The 18,397-nt window shown below is 62.5% G+C and carries 18 protein-coding genes; 4 read left to right on the top strand and 14 right to left on the bottom strand.

Translation table 11 applies throughout. The annotated features are described in order from the left end of the window. Window positions 1–4 precede the first annotated feature (4 nt). Together WDB91_RS13640 and WDB91_RS13645 are read left to right on the top strand one after the other, a co-directional pair. Window positions 5–199: a hypothetical protein gene (locus WDB91_RS13640; protein ID WP_339113080.1), complete on the top strand. Its 195-nt coding sequence runs from the start codon at window positions 5–7 to the stop codon at window positions 197–199. Between the two features lie 66 nt (window positions 200–265). Beyond that, window positions 266–1,012, top strand: a complete 747-nt coding sequence (locus WDB91_RS13645; protein WP_339113081.1) for a hypothetical protein — start codon at window positions 266–268, stop codon at window positions 1,010–1,012. Window positions 1,013–1,056: 44 nt separating this feature from the next. On the opposite strand, the gene WDB91_RS13650 is transcribed toward WDB91_RS13645, so the two are convergent. From WDB91_RS13650 to WDB91_RS13675, 6 genes are all read right to left on the bottom strand, one after another. Further along, window positions 1,057–2,628, bottom strand: a complete 1,572-nt coding sequence (locus WDB91_RS13650; protein WP_339113082.1) for a VPLPA-CTERM sorting domain-containing protein — start codon at window positions 2,626–2,628, stop codon at window positions 1,057–1,059. A gap of 177 nt (window positions 2,629–2,805) precedes the next feature. After that, window positions 2,806–4,320, bottom strand: a complete 1,515-nt coding sequence (gene der / locus WDB91_RS13655; protein ID WP_339113083.1) for a ribosome biogenesis GTPase Der — start codon at window positions 4,318–4,320, stop codon at window positions 2,806–2,808. 149 nt (window positions 4,321–4,469) lie between these two features. Continuing rightward, window positions 4,470–5,780 carry a PQQ-binding-like beta-propeller repeat protein gene (locus tag WDB91_RS13660; protein ID WP_339113084.1) on the bottom strand — a complete coding sequence of 437 codons (1,311 nt, stop codon included), beginning with the start codon at window positions 5,778–5,780 and terminating at the stop codon, window positions 4,470–4,472. 63 nt (window positions 5,781–5,843) lie between these two features. After that, the gene (locus WDB91_RS13665; protein ID WP_339113085.1) at window positions 5,844–6,488 is read right to left on the bottom strand and encodes a tetratricopeptide repeat protein; all 645 of its coding nucleotides are present in this window, start codon (window positions 6,486–6,488) and stop codon (window positions 5,844–5,846) included. 128 nt (window positions 6,489–6,616) lie between these two features. Further along, on the bottom strand, window positions 6,617–8,458 hold the full coding sequence (locus WDB91_RS13670; RefSeq protein WP_339113086.1) for an ABC transporter ATP-binding protein/permease: 1,842 nt from the start codon (window positions 8,456–8,458) through the stop codon (window positions 6,617–6,619). A gap of 111 nt (window positions 8,459–8,569) precedes the next feature. Then, window positions 8,570–9,712, bottom strand: a complete 1,143-nt coding sequence (locus tag WDB91_RS13675) for a LysM peptidoglycan-binding domain-containing protein (RefSeq protein WP_339113087.1) — start codon at window positions 9,710–9,712, stop codon at window positions 8,570–8,572. A gap of 142 nt (window positions 9,713–9,854) precedes the next feature. Between WDB91_RS13675 and WDB91_RS13680 the strand changes: the two genes are divergently transcribed. Then, window positions 9,855–10,415: a TIGR00730 family Rossman fold protein gene (locus tag WDB91_RS13680; RefSeq protein ID WP_339113088.1), complete on the top strand. Its 561-nt coding sequence runs from the start codon at window positions 9,855–9,857 to the stop codon at window positions 10,413–10,415. A gap of 9 nt (window positions 10,416–10,424) precedes the next feature. Here WDB91_RS13680 and rarD read toward each other — a convergent pair whose 3' ends face one another. The 3 genes from rarD to WDB91_RS13695 form a co-directional block, all read right to left on the bottom strand. Further along, complete coding sequence (gene rarD, locus WDB91_RS13685) at window positions 10,425–11,330, bottom strand: EamA family transporter RarD (protein WP_339113089.1); 906 nt, start codon at window positions 11,328–11,330, stop codon at window positions 10,425–10,427. A gap of 157 nt (window positions 11,331–11,487) precedes the next feature. Continuing rightward, window positions 11,488–11,955, bottom strand: a complete 468-nt coding sequence (locus WDB91_RS13690) for a host attachment family protein (protein ID WP_339113090.1) — start codon at window positions 11,953–11,955, stop codon at window positions 11,488–11,490. 151 nt (window positions 11,956–12,106) lie between these two features. Beyond that, on the bottom strand, window positions 12,107–12,706 hold the full coding sequence (locus WDB91_RS13695) for a superoxide dismutase (RefSeq protein WP_339113091.1): 600 nt from the start codon (window positions 12,704–12,706) through the stop codon (window positions 12,107–12,109). Window positions 12,707–12,975: 269 nt separating this feature from the next. Between WDB91_RS13695 and WDB91_RS13700 the strand changes: the two genes are divergently transcribed. Next, the gene (locus WDB91_RS13700) at window positions 12,976–13,527 is read left to right on the top strand and encodes an NAD(P)H-dependent oxidoreductase (protein ID WP_339113092.1); all 552 of its coding nucleotides are present in this window, start codon (window positions 12,976–12,978) and stop codon (window positions 13,525–13,527) included. Window positions 13,528–13,604: 77 nt separating this feature from the next. Here the strand turns inward: WDB91_RS13700 and WDB91_RS13705 are convergent, their stop codons facing one another. The 5 genes from WDB91_RS13705 to WDB91_RS13725 all read right to left on the bottom strand — a co-directional run bounded on the left by WDB91_RS13705 (window position 13,605) and on the right by WDB91_RS13725 (window position 18,278). Further along, window positions 13,605–14,090, bottom strand: coding sequence for a cytochrome b/b6 domain-containing protein (locus tag WDB91_RS13705; RefSeq protein WP_339113093.1), 486 nt, complete (start codon window positions 14,088–14,090; stop codon window positions 13,605–13,607). 153 nt (window positions 14,091–14,243) lie between these two features. Next, complete coding sequence (locus WDB91_RS13710) at window positions 14,244–14,792, bottom strand: sarcosine oxidase subunit gamma family protein (protein ID WP_339113094.1); 549 nt, start codon at window positions 14,790–14,792, stop codon at window positions 14,244–14,246. 4 nt (window positions 14,793–14,796) lie between these two features. Then, on the bottom strand, window positions 14,797–17,748 hold the full coding sequence (locus WDB91_RS13715; protein WP_339113095.1) for a sarcosine oxidase subunit alpha family protein: 2,952 nt from the start codon (window positions 17,746–17,748) through the stop codon (window positions 14,797–14,799). Beyond that, window positions 17,745–18,071, bottom strand: coding sequence for a sarcosine oxidase subunit delta (locus tag WDB91_RS13720; protein WP_339113096.1), 327 nt, complete (start codon window positions 18,069–18,071; stop codon window positions 17,745–17,747). Before WDB91_RS13720 ends, WDB91_RS13715 begins: the two co-directional genes overlap by 4 nt. Before the next feature lie 45 nt (window positions 18,072–18,116). Beyond that, window positions 18,117–18,278, bottom strand: coding sequence for a DUF1071 domain-containing protein (locus tag WDB91_RS13725; protein WP_339106941.1), 162 nt, complete (start codon window positions 18,276–18,278; stop codon window positions 18,117–18,119). Window positions 18,279–18,397 lie beyond the last annotated feature (119 nt).

Consider the following 18,397-nt stretch of genomic DNA (forward strand, 5'->3'; position numbering starts at 1 on the left):
CCTGATGGACCGGACGTTTCTCGACATCCAAGCCACCGCGCGCAAGATTTGCGCGCTCGACAATCAGGCGGTGGCCGAATTCATCTGGCAGCTGCGGCAGGACCGCAAGCTGACGAAACTGGTGCATGCGCTGAACGAGGCCGCTTCCGAAAGCCGCCCAGACGCCCGCGCGGCGCTCGATCATCTCGGTTTCGTCTGAGGAGCGGGAACCCGTCGCGGATCGGGCGCGTTAAGCCCTGTTAGAAGCCGTTTAGGACAACCGCACATGGTCCGCCCCTCCTCCCCGCCGTCATTCCGTCTGAAAGCCGTTCTGGTTCTCGTGGCGGTTGTGGCCTTTGTCGTCTCTCCGATCTGGTCGCCCTCGTTCAAAGGGTATGACCCGACACAATTCCCCAATCCGGTCGACGCTCCCGCGATCCAGCCCGCCGGATGGGCTTTCTCCATCTGGTCGCTGATCTATCTCTGGCTCGTGGCCCATGCCCTTTGGGGGCTTTTGCGCCATAACGATGATGCGGGGTGGGACCGCACGCGGCTTCCGCTCCTGCTCTCCACCGGATTAGGTGCCAGCTGGCTGGTCGTTGCGACATCCATGCCGTGGCTGGCAACTCTGCAGATCTGGCTTATGTGGGCGCTCGCGCTCTGGGCGATGATGCGCGCACGCGATGCCGGCCAACCCGCCCTCTGTGCTGGACCCATCGGTCTCTATACGGGCTGGCTCACCGCCGCCTCCGCCGTGGGCACCGGCGTTGTGCTGATCGGCTATAATATCGGCTCCGAGATTACGGTGACGCTGCTGATGCTTTGCGTTATTGCCGCAATCAGCCTTGCCATCGTGCTGCTTGCCCGCCCTCCGCGCACATTCGCGGTCGCCGTAATCTGGGCCTTGATTGGTGTGATCGCGGCAAACTGGGGCGATGGCGTGGTCATGCTGCCGGCATCGATCTTCGCGCTGGCACTCGCCGCGGTGGCTTGGCGCGACCTGCTGCCCAAAGCCCAAGCGGTCGGGCGGTAGAGGGGGCCGCGACCCGACGCGAGGCAGCCCCTTCCATGTCTGCGTCAGGCGGCGGCCATCGCGGGACCACTGCGCCGGCGTCGCGCAAGCCCCAGAAGCGCCAGAGCCGAGCCGAAGAGCCACATCGCGGCAGGAACCGGCACGGCCGAGAGGTTGGTCGTCGCGCCTGTCAGCGGGTCCATGGCATAGCTGTCGCCCGCCGCGGTCTCGGTGGTCGTAACGCCGAACAAGATACTCTCGAAACCCGAGAACATGATCGAGAACCCGTCCTCGAAGACATAGGTCATGATGAGGCTCACGGTATCGAATGTCGAAGTGAAGGCGTCATCGGCATAGCCTTCGAACCAGAGTGTATCGGTATCATCGGCGCTATCGCCACCGTAGAAGATGCTATCGAGCCACCCTGTCGCACTGGTGCCGGTGATCGTTAGCGTATCGGCCCCGTCACCGAGGTAAAAATCCCCGACAAGCGTCGCGCCCGCCCCAATCGTCACCTCATCATCACCACCGAACAGTTCGACAGCCGTGCCGGACAGGCCAGTAATAGACACATCGCTCGTGAAGTTGAGGCTGTCCATGCCGGAGGCCCCGCCCGAAATCGCAACCTGACCAGTGATACTTCCCGAGAAACCTGCGGAATTATAGTAACTGTCATCAACCGTGACCGCGCCGGTGCTGGTAGATGTCGCCTTAATCGCTGTGCCATTGGCGCTGGAAATATCCAGATTGTCGCCACGCACAGCGACCGCATTACCGACGACCGCATCGCCGGAACTCTCCATGCTTGAATCATAGCCATAGACATAGGCTGTGCCATCCGTGTCGACGATCCCGCCATTGGTGGCACTCACACCGGAGTTATAAAGCGTCAGAGTTGCGTAACTATTGGTGTCGATGACATCTCCCGAGGTTACGGAGACATCCGTGCTCCGGCTAATCGTAAGACTACCGTTTCCTCCCCCCGTGAGCAGCGGCGCCGAATAGCTCGATCCACCCATATTTGCGAGGTAAAGCGAAAGATACCCCCCTGTCTCGACAACACCGAGCGACTGGTTTGAAGATGCCGTGAAATCGGTAAACACGGCGGAAAGGCTGTCTCCCTCCTCTGCTACGGCGAGATGATCGGAGACGGTTACCGGACCGTAAAAGTCGGCATAGCCGGAACCGGTTACTGCAACATCCGCAGAGACATCGCCATAGCTATACACTTCCCCGCCATAGCTATTTCCGCCGCCAAGATCGAATGCGTAGATGCCGCCGGAAATCGTGCCGTAGCTGTGCATGATGCCGCGCGCCATTGTCACGGCGGTATCGCCCGCAATCTCGCTTCCGTCGCGCGTGAAGACGTAGCTATACCCCTCTGTCGTCAGGCCGCCATCCACCGTGCCATTCACGACCACGATGGCGTCCTCGCCCGCGTCAATCGCCCCCGTCGTCGCGGCTGCGGATACCAGCACCGACGTGTCGCTATAGCCGCTCAGATCGAAACCCGAAAAGACACCGCTCCCGCAATAGGCGGAGGTGTTCGTGCCGTAAATGAAACTGCATGTTGCCGCTTGGGCGAAACTCGGCGCAACCAGAAGTGCGGCGCCGACAGGTAGAAATAGTCTGATCATGGGGTCCCCCAAAAAGAAAATCTACTTCCTTGGGTGTATCTCTGATCCTCATATGTCGCGCGCAGGTTGTGCCAAATTCGTGTAAAGAATTGACGCAACGTCACGCGTGACTATAGATTAAGCATGATTGACGCTGCGTTAGGCATAAACAAAACCCCGCTTTCGCGGGGTTTGCTATCAGTCTTCCGATTTGCTGGCGCGCTTTGCAGCGGCATTGGCTTTGTGGGTAGCCTTTTTCTTGGCGTCCACGTGCTTCTTAAGCCGCGAGGGAATGGACTTCTTTCTGTCCTTATAGGGGTTTTCCTTGCCCTGATCGCGGAAATAGATCCGGATCGGCGTGCCGCCCATATCAAAGGTCTCGCGCAGGCCGTTGACCAGATACCGGCCATAGGCTTCGGGGATCTTGTCGGTATGGGTTGCCTTTACCACAAATCCCGGCGGACGGGTCTTGGCCTGGGTCATGTAGCGCAGCTTGATACGGCGACCGCCCGGAGCGGGTGGCGGGTGCGCCTCGGTCATGGCCGAGAGCCAGTTGTTCAGCTTGGCGGTCGGCACACGACGGTTCCAGACCTCATGCGCCTTCAGGATCGCCGCATGCAGGCGGTCGAGCCCTTTGCCGGTCTTGGCCGAGACGGTCACCAGCGGCGCGCCTTTCAGCTGCGGCAGCAGGCGCTCGAAGGCCTCGCGCAGCTCCAGAAGCTTCGCGGGCTTGTCATCCTCGAGGTCCCACTTGTTCGCGGCGACCACAACAGCACGGCCTTCGGTTTCCGCGAAATCTGCGATGCGCAGATCCTGCGTCTCGAAGGGGATATTCACATCCAGAAGAACAACCACGACCTCGGCAAAGCGCACGGCGCGCAGGCCATCGGCAACCGAGAGCTTCTCGAGCTTCTCGTTCACACGCGCCTTCTTGCGCATACCTGCCGTGTCCCAGATGCGCATGGGCGTGCCCATATAGTCGGTCTTCACCGAGATCGCATCGCGGGTAATGCCCGCCTCGGGGCCGGTCAGCAGGCGGTCCTCGTTGAGGATCTTGTTGATCAGCGTCGATTTACCGGCATTCGGACGGCCGATAACGGCCAGCTGCAGGGGCTTGGCGGCAGAGGGCGGGATATAGGCGGGAATATCATCCTCACCGAGTTCCTCGTCGATCACCACATCGGTTTCGGGGATCGCGGCCACGTTGCGCGCGGCGAACTCGTCGGCCATCGGACGCAGGACGTGATAGAGCTCGTCCATGCCCAGACCATGTTCTGCGGAAATCTGCATGGGCTCGCCCAGACCGAGGCTCCATGCCTCAAGCGCACCGGCCTCACCCGCCGAGCCTTCGGCCTTGTTGGCCGCCAGAATCACATTAGCATTCTTGCGGCGCAGGATATCGGCAAAGATCTCGTCGGCAGGGGTCACCCCTACACGCGCATCCACGACGAAGAGGCAGATATCGGCCTCCTCGACGGCGCGTTCGGTCAGGCGGCGCATACGTCCCTGGAGGCTATCATCCTCGGCCAGTTCCAGACCGGCGCTGTCGATCACGATGAACCGCAGGTCGCCAAGGCGCGCATCGCCCTCGCGCAGGTCACGGGTCACGCCGGGTGTGTCATCGACAAGCGCCAGACGCTTGCCGACCAGACGGTTGAACAGGGTCGACTTGCCGACATTGGGGCGACCGACGATCGCGAGGGTAAAGCTCATAAGGCCCTCCTTGGGCGGCGCAGCCCCGGGCGGGATACGCAGATTCGAACGCGTCTCCTACACGGGACGCGGGCGCGGGTCAAATCCTCATACAGGAAAACCGCGGCGGGGAAAAGAAAACCGGGCATTTGCCCGGCTTTCCTTTTGACTTAGCGATAGGCCAGAAGCTTGCCGTCGCGGGAGACGACATAGAGCGTGCCGCCCGCCACCACCGGCGCCGAGGCCGCGCCCCCCGGAAGCGGCGCTTCCGAGATCAGCTTGCCCGTTGCCGGATCGAAAACCCGCAGACGCTCGTCCGAGGACGCCACGAACAACTTGTTGCCCGCCAGAACCGGCCCGTAATGGACATAGATCGCCTGCTGCTTCTTGGCTTTTTCCTTGATGTAATAGGGCATCGGCACCGAATAGATCTCGGCGCCCGTGGCAGCATCGAGCCGCGTGAGCTTGGCCTCGTCGGACACGAGGAAGACCGAACCGCCGGCCACGACCAGCGGCGAGTTCGCCCCCGTCTTGGCGACCCATTTCTGCTTGCCCGACGCCAGATCGAAGGCTGCGGACCGGCCAGCCGAGGTGCCGGCATAAACCACATCGCCCGCGATGACCGGATCGCCCGTCAGGTCGACGACCGATCCGAAAGCGCGGCCCAAACGACGGCCCGGCACACGCGCCTGCCACATATCGAAGCCACCTTTGGGCAGCGTGGCCATCAGATCGCCCGAGGGGAACGGGAAGACGACCGTGTTACCGCCCACTGCGGGGGCCGAGACTCCGGTCATCGCCGAGGGCGAGGCGCCCCCCTGCATCTGCCATTCGACCTTGCCGTCGCTCTCGCGAATGGCCCAGGCGGAGCCGTCACGCGCCACGACATAGACGAGACCGCCCGAAACGGTCGGTGCGCCGCCAAGGGAGACGCCGAAATCCTGCCGCCAGCGGATAGTGCCCGAGGCCGCATCCACGGCCACCAGTTCGCCATAGCCCGTGGTGACAAACAGCGTATTGCCATCAGCCGCCAGACCGCCGCCCGAGGCCGAGCCTGCGGTCTCGTTGGCGGGGAGCAGATTGGCGCGCCAGAGGGTCTGGCCGGAGGTCGAGGTCGCTGTTACATCGGTATGGCTGTCGAGAGTAAAGATCCGTCCGCCCGAGACCACCGGATCGGCGGTGATGCGGTAGCGTTTCGCATCGCCCTGACCGATACCGGCCTGCCACAGAAGCGTGGTGCCCTGCCCGATCGCCGCATTGGGTGCATGATGCGAAGCATTGCCCGCCCGCTGGGCCCAGTCGGCATTGGAGGTCACGGCAGGCAGGTTGAGCGCGGTCGAGGTTACGGGCGCGGGGCCCGACGCGCTATCGGAAAGCACATCCCGCGGATCGAGCCTGTCACCCTGCAGGATCACTTCCTTTTCGCAGGCGGATACCGCCAGCATCATGCCAAGGGCCGCCATTTTGTGAATAAGCTTCACCGCGCTACTCCTGCCGTCAATGTTACATCGCAATGGCGCGGGCAACCTGCCCGCGCGAGGGGTTTACCCCTGCTTCGTCTCACCACCTAGGGCGGTAATCAGCTGTGTCAGGCGCTGTTGCACGCCAGAGGTCAGACCGGCCTCCTGCAGCATCTCCTGCGCGCGCTTGATCGCCTCGTCGGTCTTGCCGGCCTCGACCAGCACCAGAACCTGCTGTTCCTGTGCCAGTTCCGAATAGGGCGCGCCGGGCTTGGCCAGATCGGCCAGCATCGCATCGCGCTCGGAAGCGGGCATGTCTGCCCCCTGCGCAAGGATCAGCTTGAGCCGCGCCATATCGCGCAGGCTTGCAGGCAATGCCTGATTGTCGGCGGCTGCCTGAAAATGGGTCACGGCCGCGTCGCGCTTGCCGTCATCGATAGCCTGCGAGCCTGCCATCAGATCCAGCACGCCGGCGCGCGCGCCATCGGCTTCGATCCCCTTGAGCGCCGCCAGCGGCTCCTTGCCCTGCACGGCGGCCATCACGCTATCGCCAAAGCTCTCGGCTGCGGCATCATGCTTGCTGGTCTGGATCTCGTTCCATGCCGCCCCGCCCACGATGGCGATCACGGCAACCACGCCCAGCCAGCCCCAGCGCTTGAGCACGCGGTAAAGACGGTCGCGACGCACCTCTTCGGTGACTTCGTCGATAAAGCTGTCGGTCTCGCTCACAGGCGGGCCTCCTTCGTCTTTGTCTGCGGAAATGCAAGATTCCCGCCGCTCGGGCATCGCTGCCCGCATCTGTCCGGCACTACTTATACGCAAGCCGGAGGTCGCGGCAAGGGCAGCTGCTCACGCGCTCAGGCCTGCGGCCCCTCTTCGTGATCGATTTCCGCCGATTGGCGCGCCCACATCTGGGCATAGCGCCCGCCCTGCGCCAGAAGCGCCTCGTGGCGGCCCTGCTCGACGATGCGTCCCGCCTCCATCACGACAATCTGATCCGCATCGACGATAGTCGACAGGCGGTGGGCGATGGTGATCACCGTGCGCCCCTGCCCCGCCTCTGCCAGCGAGGCCTGAATATCGCGCTCGGTCTGGGTGTCGAGCGCCGAGGTCGCCTCGTCCAGAAGCAGGATCGGCGGGTTCTTCAGGATGGTGCGGGCAATCCCCACGCGCTGCTTCTCGCCGCCCGAGAGTTTGAGCCCGCGCTCGCCCACCTGCGTGTCATAGCCTTCGGGCAGGCTCTCGATGAAGTCATGGATGCGGGCGGCCTTGGCGGCGGCAATGACCTCCTCGCGCGTGGCCTGCGGGCGCGCATAGGCAATGTTGTAACCCACCGTGTCGTTGAACAGCACCGTATCCTGCGGAACGACCCCGATCGCATCATGGACCGATCCCTGCGTCACATCGCGCAGATCCTGCCCGTCGATGGTGATCGCCCCGCCCGTCACATCGTAGAACCGGAACATCAACCGCCCGATGGTGGATTTTCCAGACCCCGACGGCCCGACCAGCGCCACAGTCTGCCCTGCGGCGATATCAAGGCTAATCCCCTTCAGAATGGGGCGTTCGGGGCTATAGTGGAAGTGCACATCGTGGAAGGAGATCCGCCCGCCCTGCACCTGCAAGGCGGTGGCCCCTGCCTTGTCCTGCACCTCGGGCTGCTGTTCCAGAAGATCATGCATCTCGCCCATATCGGTCAGGCCCTGCCGGATATTGCGATATACCGAGCCCAGGAAGTTCAGCGGTGTGGTGATCTGGATCATGTAGGCCTGCACCATCACGAAATCCCCCACGCTGAGGGTGCCGCGCATGGTTTCAATCGCCGCCATCACCATCACTGCACAGAGCCCCGCCGAGATGATCAGCGCCTGACCGGCATTGAGAAAGGCCAGCGAGCGGTCAGTGCGGATCGCGGCCCTCGCATACTGATCCATCGAGACGTCATAGCGGTCGGTTTCCCAACGGTCGGCATTGAAATATTTCACCGTCTCGAAATTCAGCAGGCTGTCGATGGCCTTCTGGTTGGCCTCCTGATCGGCGGCATTCATCTCGCGGCGCACCTGCACCCGCCATTCGGTGATTTTCAGCGTGAAGCTCACATAGGCGGCGATCGTAACCAACAGCACCAGCGCATAGCGCCAGTCGAAGGCCAGCGCGAAGATTACCAGAACAAAAACCAGCTCGATAATCAGCGGCACGATGTTGAACAAAAGGAACGAGAGCACGAACTCGATGGCCTTCACCCCGCGCTCGATAATGCGCGAGAGCGCCCCTGTGCGCCGCCCGATATGGAAGCGCAGCGACATCGCATGCATATGGCGGAAGGTCTGGATCGCCATCCCCTGCAGCGCGCGCATCCTGACCGGCGCGAAGATGGCATTGCGCAGCTCGTTCACCCCCGAGGAGAGAAACCGCGCCACGCCATAGGCCACGGTCAGCGATACCGCTCCCAGAGGCAGCAGAAGCGCCGGATCGCGGGCATCGCCGGACAGCGCATCAACCGCCAGCTTGTAAAGATAGGGCGTGCCCAGCGTCACCGCCTTGGCCGCCACCAGCAAAAGCATCGCCCAGACCACAGTGCGCTTCACCCATGCCGCATCCGAGGGCCAGAGATAGGGCAGGATGAAGCGGATCAGCTTCATCCCACGCTTGCGGTCGGCTCTGGCGGCATCGGAAGGCAGGGAGGTATCGGGCGGCATATCTGGCGTCTTTCGGCTGGATTGCGGGCGGCTGGATTACAGGCAGCTGGATTGCGAGGCGCGACCCTAATGAAAGCCATGCGCAATGCCAAGCATGCCTTGTTGCCGATATCAGCGCGGAAGATTGAAGACCTGTCCGGGATAGATCAGATCGGGATTGCGGATCTGGTCACGATTGGCGTCGAACACCCGCACATAGAGAAAGCCGTCACCATAGGTCTCGCGCGCGATGGCCCAGAGCGTATTACCGGGCTGCACGGTCAGGATCTTGGCCCCCTCGCCATCGACCGCCGTATCGGCCACCGCATTGGCAAGGCTTTCGGGCGTCTCGCGCAGGAAGGGGGTCTCGGCGCGCGAGACGACCTTGCCATCCGCATCCACCGCATCGACGCGCAGCCGATAGGTGCCGGGCGCGATATCGGGCAGGCTCAGCTGCCAGCCCGCATTGTTGCGCGCAGCAGGGGTCGAGAGCGCCACCTGTTTGTTATCGAGATAGATGACGAGCTGGGCATCCTCGGCCAGACCGCGCCCCGCGATCACCACCTCGCCCTGTGGATCATAGGAGAGCGTATCGATTGCCAGATGGTCGAGCGCCGGACCAAGCACGCGGGCACTGGTCGCGTCGGTCACGATGGAGCGCGGCGGCTCGGTGACCGCGCTTACCGGCGCGGCGGCCATATCCGCCTCCGGAGCGGATGCCACGGAGGATGCGGGCTGGGCGATGTTCGCAGGCATCGTGGCATCGGATGTCGCTGACGCAAGCGCCTGCGGTTCCAAGGGCGCGATCTGCAGACTCTCGGGGCTCTCCACCGGCGCCTGTCCTGCCGGCGTTATCCGCAGGCCCACCGATTGTGGCTCGCCGGAGGGCACCACATCGAACTGGGTGGCAAAGGCTCCATCGGCATCGCTCTGGGCTTCGGCCATGACCTCGCCATCGACCAGAATCTCGACCCTCGCATCGGGGGCGGCCCGACCGGCCAGCGTCACTGCACCGTCAGAGGCGACATGGAGATTGTCGAACCGGCCCATATCGGGGTCCTCCGACATTTCGGGGGTCTGCGGTGCGGGCATATCCTGCGAAGAGGCGGCCTGTGTCACCCCATCCGCCGCCCGGACCTCTTTGGCGGGCTCGGGGCTCGCTCCGCTCTCCTGCACCGGAACGACGGAACGCTGCGTCCCCAGCAGCACCAGAAGAACGGCCACAGCGGCAACGCCTGCGCCGATAACGGTCCGTGTCGTGGAAATGTTACTCATGGCATGCGAACTCCTCGGGACCCGCACCCCGCGCTCTTCCCTTGCGAGAGCCTAGCGGCGCGCGTATGACCATACAACACGTTATTACGGGCAATTTACGCTCAAAGACGCTGATATTCCGTGAAAAAAGGAAAGAGACCCCATGACCCAGCCCCAAATCTCCGTCTGCGTCTTCTGTGGATCGCGTCTTGGCGCGAAGGAAAGCTATGCGGAGGCGGCCACCAAGACAGGCGAGATGCTGGCCAAGCGCGGCTGGCGACTGGTCTATGGCGCGGGTGATGTGGGGTTGATGGGCACGGTGGCGCGCGCGGCCCAAGAGGCTGGCGGTGCCACCTTCGGCGTGATCCCCGAGCATCTCTTCTCGCGCGAGGTCGGAAAGCGGGATCTGACCACCTATATCGTCACCGAGACCATGCACGAGCGCAAAAAGGTGATGTTCATGAACTCGGATGCGATCGTGCTCCTGCCGGGGGGGGCGGGGTCGCTCGACGAGATCTTCGAGGTGCTCACATGGCGCCAGATCGGGCTGCATGGTAAGCCGATCCTGATCCTCAATACCGACGGCTACTGGGAGCCCCTGCGCGCCCTGATTGATCAGTTCATCAACGAGGGGTTTGCCGATCCGAGCATCGGCGAGTTCCTGATCTGGGCCGATACCGTGCCCGAGCTGGAAACGGCATTGGCCGGAACATTCGACGCCTGATCGCGGATCTCAGGGCGCGGGCGCGGCTTTGCGTGCCCCTGCCCTGAACCCTGCCACCGAATAGAGCGCCAGCGCCACCCAGATCAGAGGCAGCACCACCATCTGCACCTGCGAGAGCGGGTCCTGTAGCACCAGCACCGCAACGAAAAGCTGCAGACTGGGGTTGAGATATTGCATCAGCCCGACCGTCGCCAGCCGCAGGCGTTGGGCGGCGTAGGAAAACAGCATCAGCGGCACGGCGGTCATGCCCGCAGACAGGAGCAAAAACGCCGTCTCGGTCGCATCGCGCCCGAAATGGCCCGAATGGGCGGGTCCGAACCAGCCCAGTTCCAGCCCCAGCAGATAGACTGCTGAAATGGGTGCCAGCACCAGCACCTCGACCGTCACCGTAACCAGAGGCTCGGTGCGAAGTTGCTTCTTTATCAGCCCGTAAAGCCCGAATGTCACCGCGATCACCAGCGGGATCACCGGCGCATGACCCTCGGCAATGCCCATATAGAGCACCGCCAGCGTGACCAGCGCGATCGCGGCCAGCTGCAACCGCCCTAGCCTCTCGCGCAACACGAGCACCCCCAGAAGCACGGACAGGAGCGGAAAGATATAATAGCCGAAGCTGGCCTCTACCGCGTGATTATGCTGGATCGCCCAGACATAGGTGAACCAGTTGCCGCTGATAAAGATCGCGGCCAGGGCGATAATCATCAAAGAGCGCGGACGCAGCGCCTCGCGCAGCGCCGCCAGCCGTCCCGTCAGGGCGAGGATAATCAGGAACAGGATCGCCGACCAGAGCGTGCGATGCGCCAGAACCTCGATCACCGGCACCTCGCGCAGCACGGCAAAAAAGAGCCCCGACAGGCCCCACATCGTGCAGCAGACGACCATCGCGATCACACCTTTTCCTGCCTCGCTCATCATTTCCCGCTCCACTATCACTCGCGTTCCTAGGACCGGCTCTTGCGCTTTTCGCCCGTCATTGACAACCCATGATGATAAGCCTGCTTGATACCGGACGCCAATGAACAACGCCGCCCCTCAAGGGACGGCGTTAGGTCAACCAGTGGATAGGCCGCGCTCAGGCCGCAAGATCGGCGCAAAGCCAGCGTTCGATCTGGTCGCGCGGAGCGTTGGTATAGGTTTTGGGGATCTCGGCCACCAGCTTGTCGGTGACCTCCTTATGCAGCGCAGGCCTCAATACACCCAGCACCTTGGGGCTGGCGGCGATCACGAGGCGCTTGAAGGCGCCTTTATGGGCGAGCTTGTAGAGTTGCTCGGCCAGATCCTCGGCGAAACGGTCCTTGGCAAGCTGGTGCCAGTCGGTCTCGTCAAAGGCGGATTTCTGGCCCGGCCCGTTATCGGCCATCCGCCCCGGTCGGTCGGTGCCTTGTACACTGTCGGGCGGGTTGTCCTGCGTCTTTACCTCTCGGACCTCGAGATTGGGGTCTTTGGAATCGGTGATGTTCTCCAGAAACAGCGCCTTCTCGCCATCGGCGATCACCACCCATGTTCCGGTCTCGAGTTTCTTGGTGTCAAACTTGGCCATGAGGGGCCTCCTTCTCTCCATATTCGGTGAGAGGAAAACGCGCGCAGTGGCGGGCCGTTCCGACACGCGCGTTCACGGCTGAGTGGGAACCCGTGCCGCAAAAGAAAAGGCGCCCCGAAGGCCGCCTTTCCCGAAAACCTGCCGCTCGCGATTACAGGCGCGAGGCAACGTTTTCCCAGTTGACCAGCTTGTCGAGGAAGTTCGACAGATAGGCCGGACGCTTGTTGCGGAAATCGATGTAGTAGGAATGTTCCCACACGTCGCAGCCTAGAAGTGCGGTCTGGCCGAAGCAGAGCGGGTTGACGCCATTCTCGGTCTTGGTCACCTTCAGCGCGCCATCGGTGTCTTTCACGAGCCACGCCCAGCCCGAACCGAACTGGCCTGCGCCAGCGGCTGCGAACTCTTCCTTGAACTTGTCGACCGACCCGAAAGACTCGGTGATCGCTTTTTCCAGCTCGGAAGGCATGGATTTGCCGGTCGGGCCCATCATTTCCCAGAACTGGGTGTGGTTCCAGTGCTGCGAGGCGTTGTTGAAGATACCGTTCTGCGCGACAGCCGACGCGTTATAGGTGCCCTTGATGATCTCTTCGACCGATTTGCCTTCCCATTCGGTGCCAGCGATTAGCTTGTTGCCGTTATCGACATAAGCTTTGTGGTGGATATCATGATGATATTCCATCGTCTCCTTCGACATACCCAGATCGGCAAGTGCGTCATGAGCATAGGGAAGTGCGGGAAGTTCGAAAGCCATGGGTAAACCCCTTCTTGACAGATAGTGAATGTCTTCGCGCTCAATAGAAGCCCGCTAACCGAGGAGGTCAAGGGGGGTCATCCGGCGATCAGGGGCTTATTGCAGTGTTTCCCTCAACTATTTCAGGGCATTGCGCATCAGTTTGAAAGGTTTGCCTGCCGTGGTGCAACCCTGCACAGTTTCTGTCCCGAAATGGAAGATTGCCGGAAGATGGGCACAGGCCTAGCTTTGGATCAAACGGGCCTGATGCCCGACAACTGGAGATCGAGATGTCTAAGAAAATTGCTATTCTTGTCGGGTCTTTGCGCAAAGGCTCTTTCAACCGGATGATCGCGCAGACGCTGGTGGAGCAGGCCCCCGAGGGCTACGAGTTCGCCTTTGTCGAACTGGGCGATCTGCCGCTCTATAACCCCGATCTGGACGAGGGCGATGTGCCCGCCGCATGGACCCGCCTGCGCGGCGACATCAAATCCGCCGATGCCGTGATGTTCGTGACGCCCGAATATAACCGCTCGGTTCCGGCCTCGATCAAGAACGCGCTCGATGTGGGCTCGCGCCCCTATGGCGAGAGCGTCTGGGCCGGCAAACCGGCGCTTGTGGTCTCGGGCTCGATGGGCGGCATCGCGGGATTCGGCGCCAACCACCATCTGCGCCAGTCGCTCGTCTTCCTCGATATGCCGGTGCTGCAACAGCCCGAAGCCTATATCGGCGGCATCCATACGCTGTTCGACGAGACGGGGAACATGACCAATGACGGCACGAAAGACTTCATGGGGACGATCATGAAAGCCTTCGATGCCTGGATCAAAAAGCTGGCCTGATCGCGCTGGCCTGATCGCGTTGGCAAGACAGAAAAAGGGCGCCCCGCGGGGCGCCCTTCCTGTTTGCGTGTGGTGGCTCAGCTCTCGGGCCGCATCATCCGCGCCATGAGACCGTCCTTCAGGACATAGTGATGGAAAAGCCCCATCGCGGCATGCGCCCCCGCAAGGATCAGCAGACCGTCGGCGCAGAGCTTGTGGATATCGCCCGCCGCATCGATCCCCGCAAACCACATGGCCATCCCCAGAAGCGGCACGGCAAAGAGCAGGACATACAGAAGGCGATGCCCCCAGACGCCTGCCACATGCAAAAGCCCCTGACCCGGAACGTCAGGAACCCCGCGGGCCTTGCGCAGACCAAAACGCACCACGACCAGCACCAGAACGGCGACGCCCACCCAGACATGGATCTGCGGGTTGAGCTCGAGCGGGCCCGTGCTGCCGTCGAGGCGGTTATCGACCGCACGTCCCATACCCTCGCTATAGAACCAGTTGAACACCACCAACACCGCCACAGCCCAATGCAGCAGGATCTGGATCCCTGAATATCCCGTTCTTCGTGCCATCACAGCCTTTTCCCTTCGACAGACGCGGAGCGATCTTCCGCAACCACCGCAGACTGCAACCCGAGGCTTACAGGAGGCTTACGGTAGAACCGGAAACGCAAAACGCGCCGGGAAGGCCCCCCGGCGCGTTTTCTTCCGTCATCGGAACGGATTTCAGAAAAGTTCGCCACCCTTGCGCGCGCTGACTTCCAGCAAGCCCATCAGATAGGTGGCGTAGGAGCGGAAGCAGACGAGCGAGAGCTGCTCCTCGCCCGACCACCAGACCGCCGCCGCCGTCTGGGCAGTGCGGGTGCGGCGCACCTCGTCCTTTGCCATCATCGCGAAATCGATGGGCGAGATCTTCATCACCACCTGAGCGGCCAGCGGCCCCGTGACGGTAAAGATCGAGCGCGCCTCGGAGACATTGGCCACGAGGAAATGCTCGCCCTTGAGCGCGGTCTCCATCGCCTGCGCCACAGAGACGGCATCGGCGTAGGGCACGAGGATCAGAAGCTCGTCGGGGCTCATCCACAGCACCGATTTCGCGCCCTTCGAGATCACCTTGCGCGGCTCGGGCAGCGACAGCCCCAGCCATTCCAGCGCATCGGCAAGTGCTTTTGACCCGAAATCGGCGCGCAGGGTGATCATCCCCTGCAGGCCCCCTTCCGCCACGGTGCAGAAACCGGACACCGTCTTGCCATTCAGCGCACTTACAGCGGTCATTGCCTCAGACATCCTGTTTTGCTCCTTCTTTGTCGAAGAATACCGGATCGACGATCCGACATTTCACGAGACCGGTTTCGTTCTGGAACTCGATCTCCTCGCCCATCCGCTCGGGACCACGATGGACAAGCGCCATCGCGATGCCCTTCTTGAGGGTCGGCGAGTAATAGGTCGAGGTCACGCGGCCTTGGGTATTGCGCTGGCCCATATCGTTATTGCCGGGCGCGGGTGCATAGACGCCATCAGGCAGTACCGAGCCGTCCAGCGTCTCGAGCCCCACCAGACGCCAGCGATCGGGGCTGGCCATGGCCTTACGGGCATGGGCGCGTTTGCCGAGGAAGTCGTCCTTCTTCTTGGAGATCGCCCAATGCAGACCCAGATCCTGCGGGATCACGGTGCCATCGGTCTCGTCGCCGATCATGATGAAGCCCTTCTCGGCGCGCATGACGTGCAGCGCCTCGGTGCCATAGGGCATCACGCCGAATTCCTGACCGGCTTCATAGAGCTTCTCCCAAAGCGCCAGACCCATATTGGCAGGGGCCGCGATCTCGTAGGACAACTCGCCCGAGAAGGAGATACGGAAGATGCGCACCGGAATACCGCCCAGCTCGCCCTCTTTCCATTCCATGAAGGGCAGCGTCTCTTTGGACACATCCATGCCGCCGAGTTTCTCCAGAAGCTTGCGGGCTTTGGGCCCGACCACGGCGATCTGGGCGTAGTTCTCGGTCACGTTGGCGGTATAGACCTTCCAGTCCCACCACTCGCATTGCAGCCAGTCTTCCATCCAGTCGTGGATATGCGCCACACCGCCCGAGGTAGTGTGCACGAGGAAGGTGTCCTCCGACAGGCGCGCCACCACACCGTCATCCATCAGGAAGCCGTTCTCGTTACACATCAGGCCATAGCGGCATTTGCCGACCTTCAGCGTGGACATCATGTTGGTGTAGAGCATATCGAGGAATTTCCCCGCATCCGGCCCTTTGACCAAGATCTTGCCCAGCGTCGAGGCATCGAGCATCCCCACATTCTCGCGGGTATTCAGGATCTCGCGGTTGACCGACTGGCGGTGAGTCTCGCCCGCTTTGGCATAGGTATAGGGGCGGCGCCACTGGCCTACGGGTTCCCAATGCGCCCCCATCTTCTCGTGCCAGTCCTGAATGGGCGTGCGGCGCAGCGGCTGGAACAGATCGCCGCGGGCCTCTGCCGTGACCACACCGAAGGAGATCGGCGTATAGGGCGGACGGAAGGTGGTGGTGCCGGTGGCGGGGATCGCCTGACCCAGCGCATCCGACAGAACTGCCAGACCGTTGATATTGGAGAGTTTGCCCTGATCGGTGGCCATGCCGAGCGTGGTATAGCGCTTGGTATGTTCGACCGATTCATAGCCCTCACGCGCGGCCAGCTGCACGTCCGAGACCTTCACATCGTTCTGGAAATCGAGGAAGGACTTGAACTTGAGTGCCTCGGGCGCGCCCGCAGGCATCTGCCAGACCGCCATCATCGGTGCCTCGGGTTCGCATTGCATATCAACGCCCGCCTCGGTGCCGATCTCCGCCAGCGACAGCTTGCCATTGGCCGCACCGACCGGCTCGCAGAGCGCCGCGCCATCATGGGTGAGCGGCGGCGCCGCGAGGTTCGGCACGAACATGGCCTGCGCCTCGTCCCAGTTCAGCTTGCCCCCCACATGCGACCACAGGTGCACAACCGGCGACCAGCCGCCCGACATGGCGACACAGTCACAGGCGATGGTCTCGATAACGCCACCCTCGCCGTTCTGGGCGCAGATCTCGACGCCGGTCACGGCTTTCGAGCCCAGCACCTTGGTGATGCCACGGCCCTCGAGGATACGCACGCCGCGCGCCTTCAGCTCCGCCGCCAATGCGCCGGTTGCCGCAGGGCGGGCATCCACGATCGCAGGCACCGAAAGGCCCGCATCCAGAAGCACCTTGGCGGTGCGGTAGGCATCGTCGTTATTAGTGACCACAACGGTGCGGTCGCCCGGGCTTACGGCCCAGTTCACGACATAGTCGCGCACCGCGGAGGCCAGCATCACGCCCGGCACATCGTTGCAGGCAAAGGACAGCGGGCGCTCGATCGCGCCGGTCGCGGTCACGACCTTGCCCACGCGCATCCGCCACAACCGGTGACGCGGCTTGCCGGAGCCCGGCTCGCTATCGCCCGCGGTATCATAGCCCAGAGCGTAACCGTGGTTATAGAGCCCCGAAATCATGAAGCGGGTGCGCAGGGTGACATTGTCCATCGCTTCCAGCTTGGCGATGGAGGCATCGATCCAGGCCTGCGGCTCCATGCCCTCGATCAGGCCGCCATCGACCGGCGCACGACCGCCCCAGGCGGCGGTCTGTTCGACCAGCCAGACGCGCTTGCCCTCGCCCGCAGCCTTCAGCGCCGCCGCGATACCGGCCACGCCACCGCCCGCAACCAGCACGTCGCAATAGGCATAGATCTGTTCGTAGCGGTCGACATCGGCCTCTTTGGGCGCATCGCCCAGACCCGCCGCACGGCGGATGATCGGCTCGTAGAGATGCTTCCATGCGGCTTTCGGACCCATGAAGGTCTTGTAGTAGAAGCCTGCGGGGAAGAATTTGTAGAGCTTGTCGTTGATGATGCCCACATCCGTCTCGAGGCTCGGCCAGTGGTTCTGGGTCTTCACCTCCGCCTGATCGAAGAGGAGCGTCGTGGTGGTGCGCTGGTCGGGCTCGAAACGGGCATTGCGGCCCAGACCCACGAGTGCGTTGGGCTCCTCGGCACCGGAGCCCACGAGGCCGCGGGGACGGTGATATTTGAACGAGCGGCCGAGCAGCGTCTGGCCATTACCGAGAATGGCCGAGGCCAGCGTATCGCCCGCATAGCCGCGCATCGGACGGCCGTTGAAGGTGAAGGTCAGGGATTTCGCGCGGTCGATCAGGCGACCGCCTTTGGACAGACGGGTGCTCATTTGCTGTAACCTTCGAAGTCGGGGCGTTTGGCGCGGATGGCGTCGATGACGTCTTGCGGCGGCTCTTTGGTCTGGGCCGAATAGGTCGCAAAGACTTCCAGCGTCACGGTGCAGCGCGCCGCCAAAAACCACTTGCCGCAGCCTGCGGAATGGCGCCAGCGTTCGAAATGGACGCCCTTGGGGTTCTTGCGCGTGAAGAGATAGTTCTCGAACTCGGCATCGCTGGAGCCCGGCCCGAAGCGCGTCAGATGCGCCTCGCCGCCATAATGCAGTTCGGTTTCCTCGGCTTTGATGCCACAGCAGGGGCATTGAAGGATCAGCATATGCGCGCTCCCTGAAGACGGGGGCGCGCCTGGGTGCTGCGCCCGTTAGTTGTTGTTGTCACCCGGCAGATCGATCTGGATCTCGGGCTCATCCTTTTGCGGGACATCGCCGCCCGACCAGATATACCAGCCAAGGCCCGCGACGATGACGATGAGCGCCCCGATGAGGAAGCTCTTGGTGTTGCCGCTACCGTTACCTTCGGACATGTGTCGTATTCCTTCTGAAGCATGTTCAGAGGCGTAACAGAGCCGTGAGCGGAATGGTTCCGCCCGCAAATATCTTTTTCTGCCGTGGCAGGCAGATGCCCTGCCCAGACCGACACCGT

Origin of the sequence: Thioclava sp. GXIMD2076 (assembly GCF_037949795.1) — a bacterium.
GTDB classification, from domain to species: domain Bacteria; phylum Pseudomonadota; class Alphaproteobacteria; order Rhodobacterales; family Rhodobacteraceae; genus Thioclava; species Thioclava kandeliae.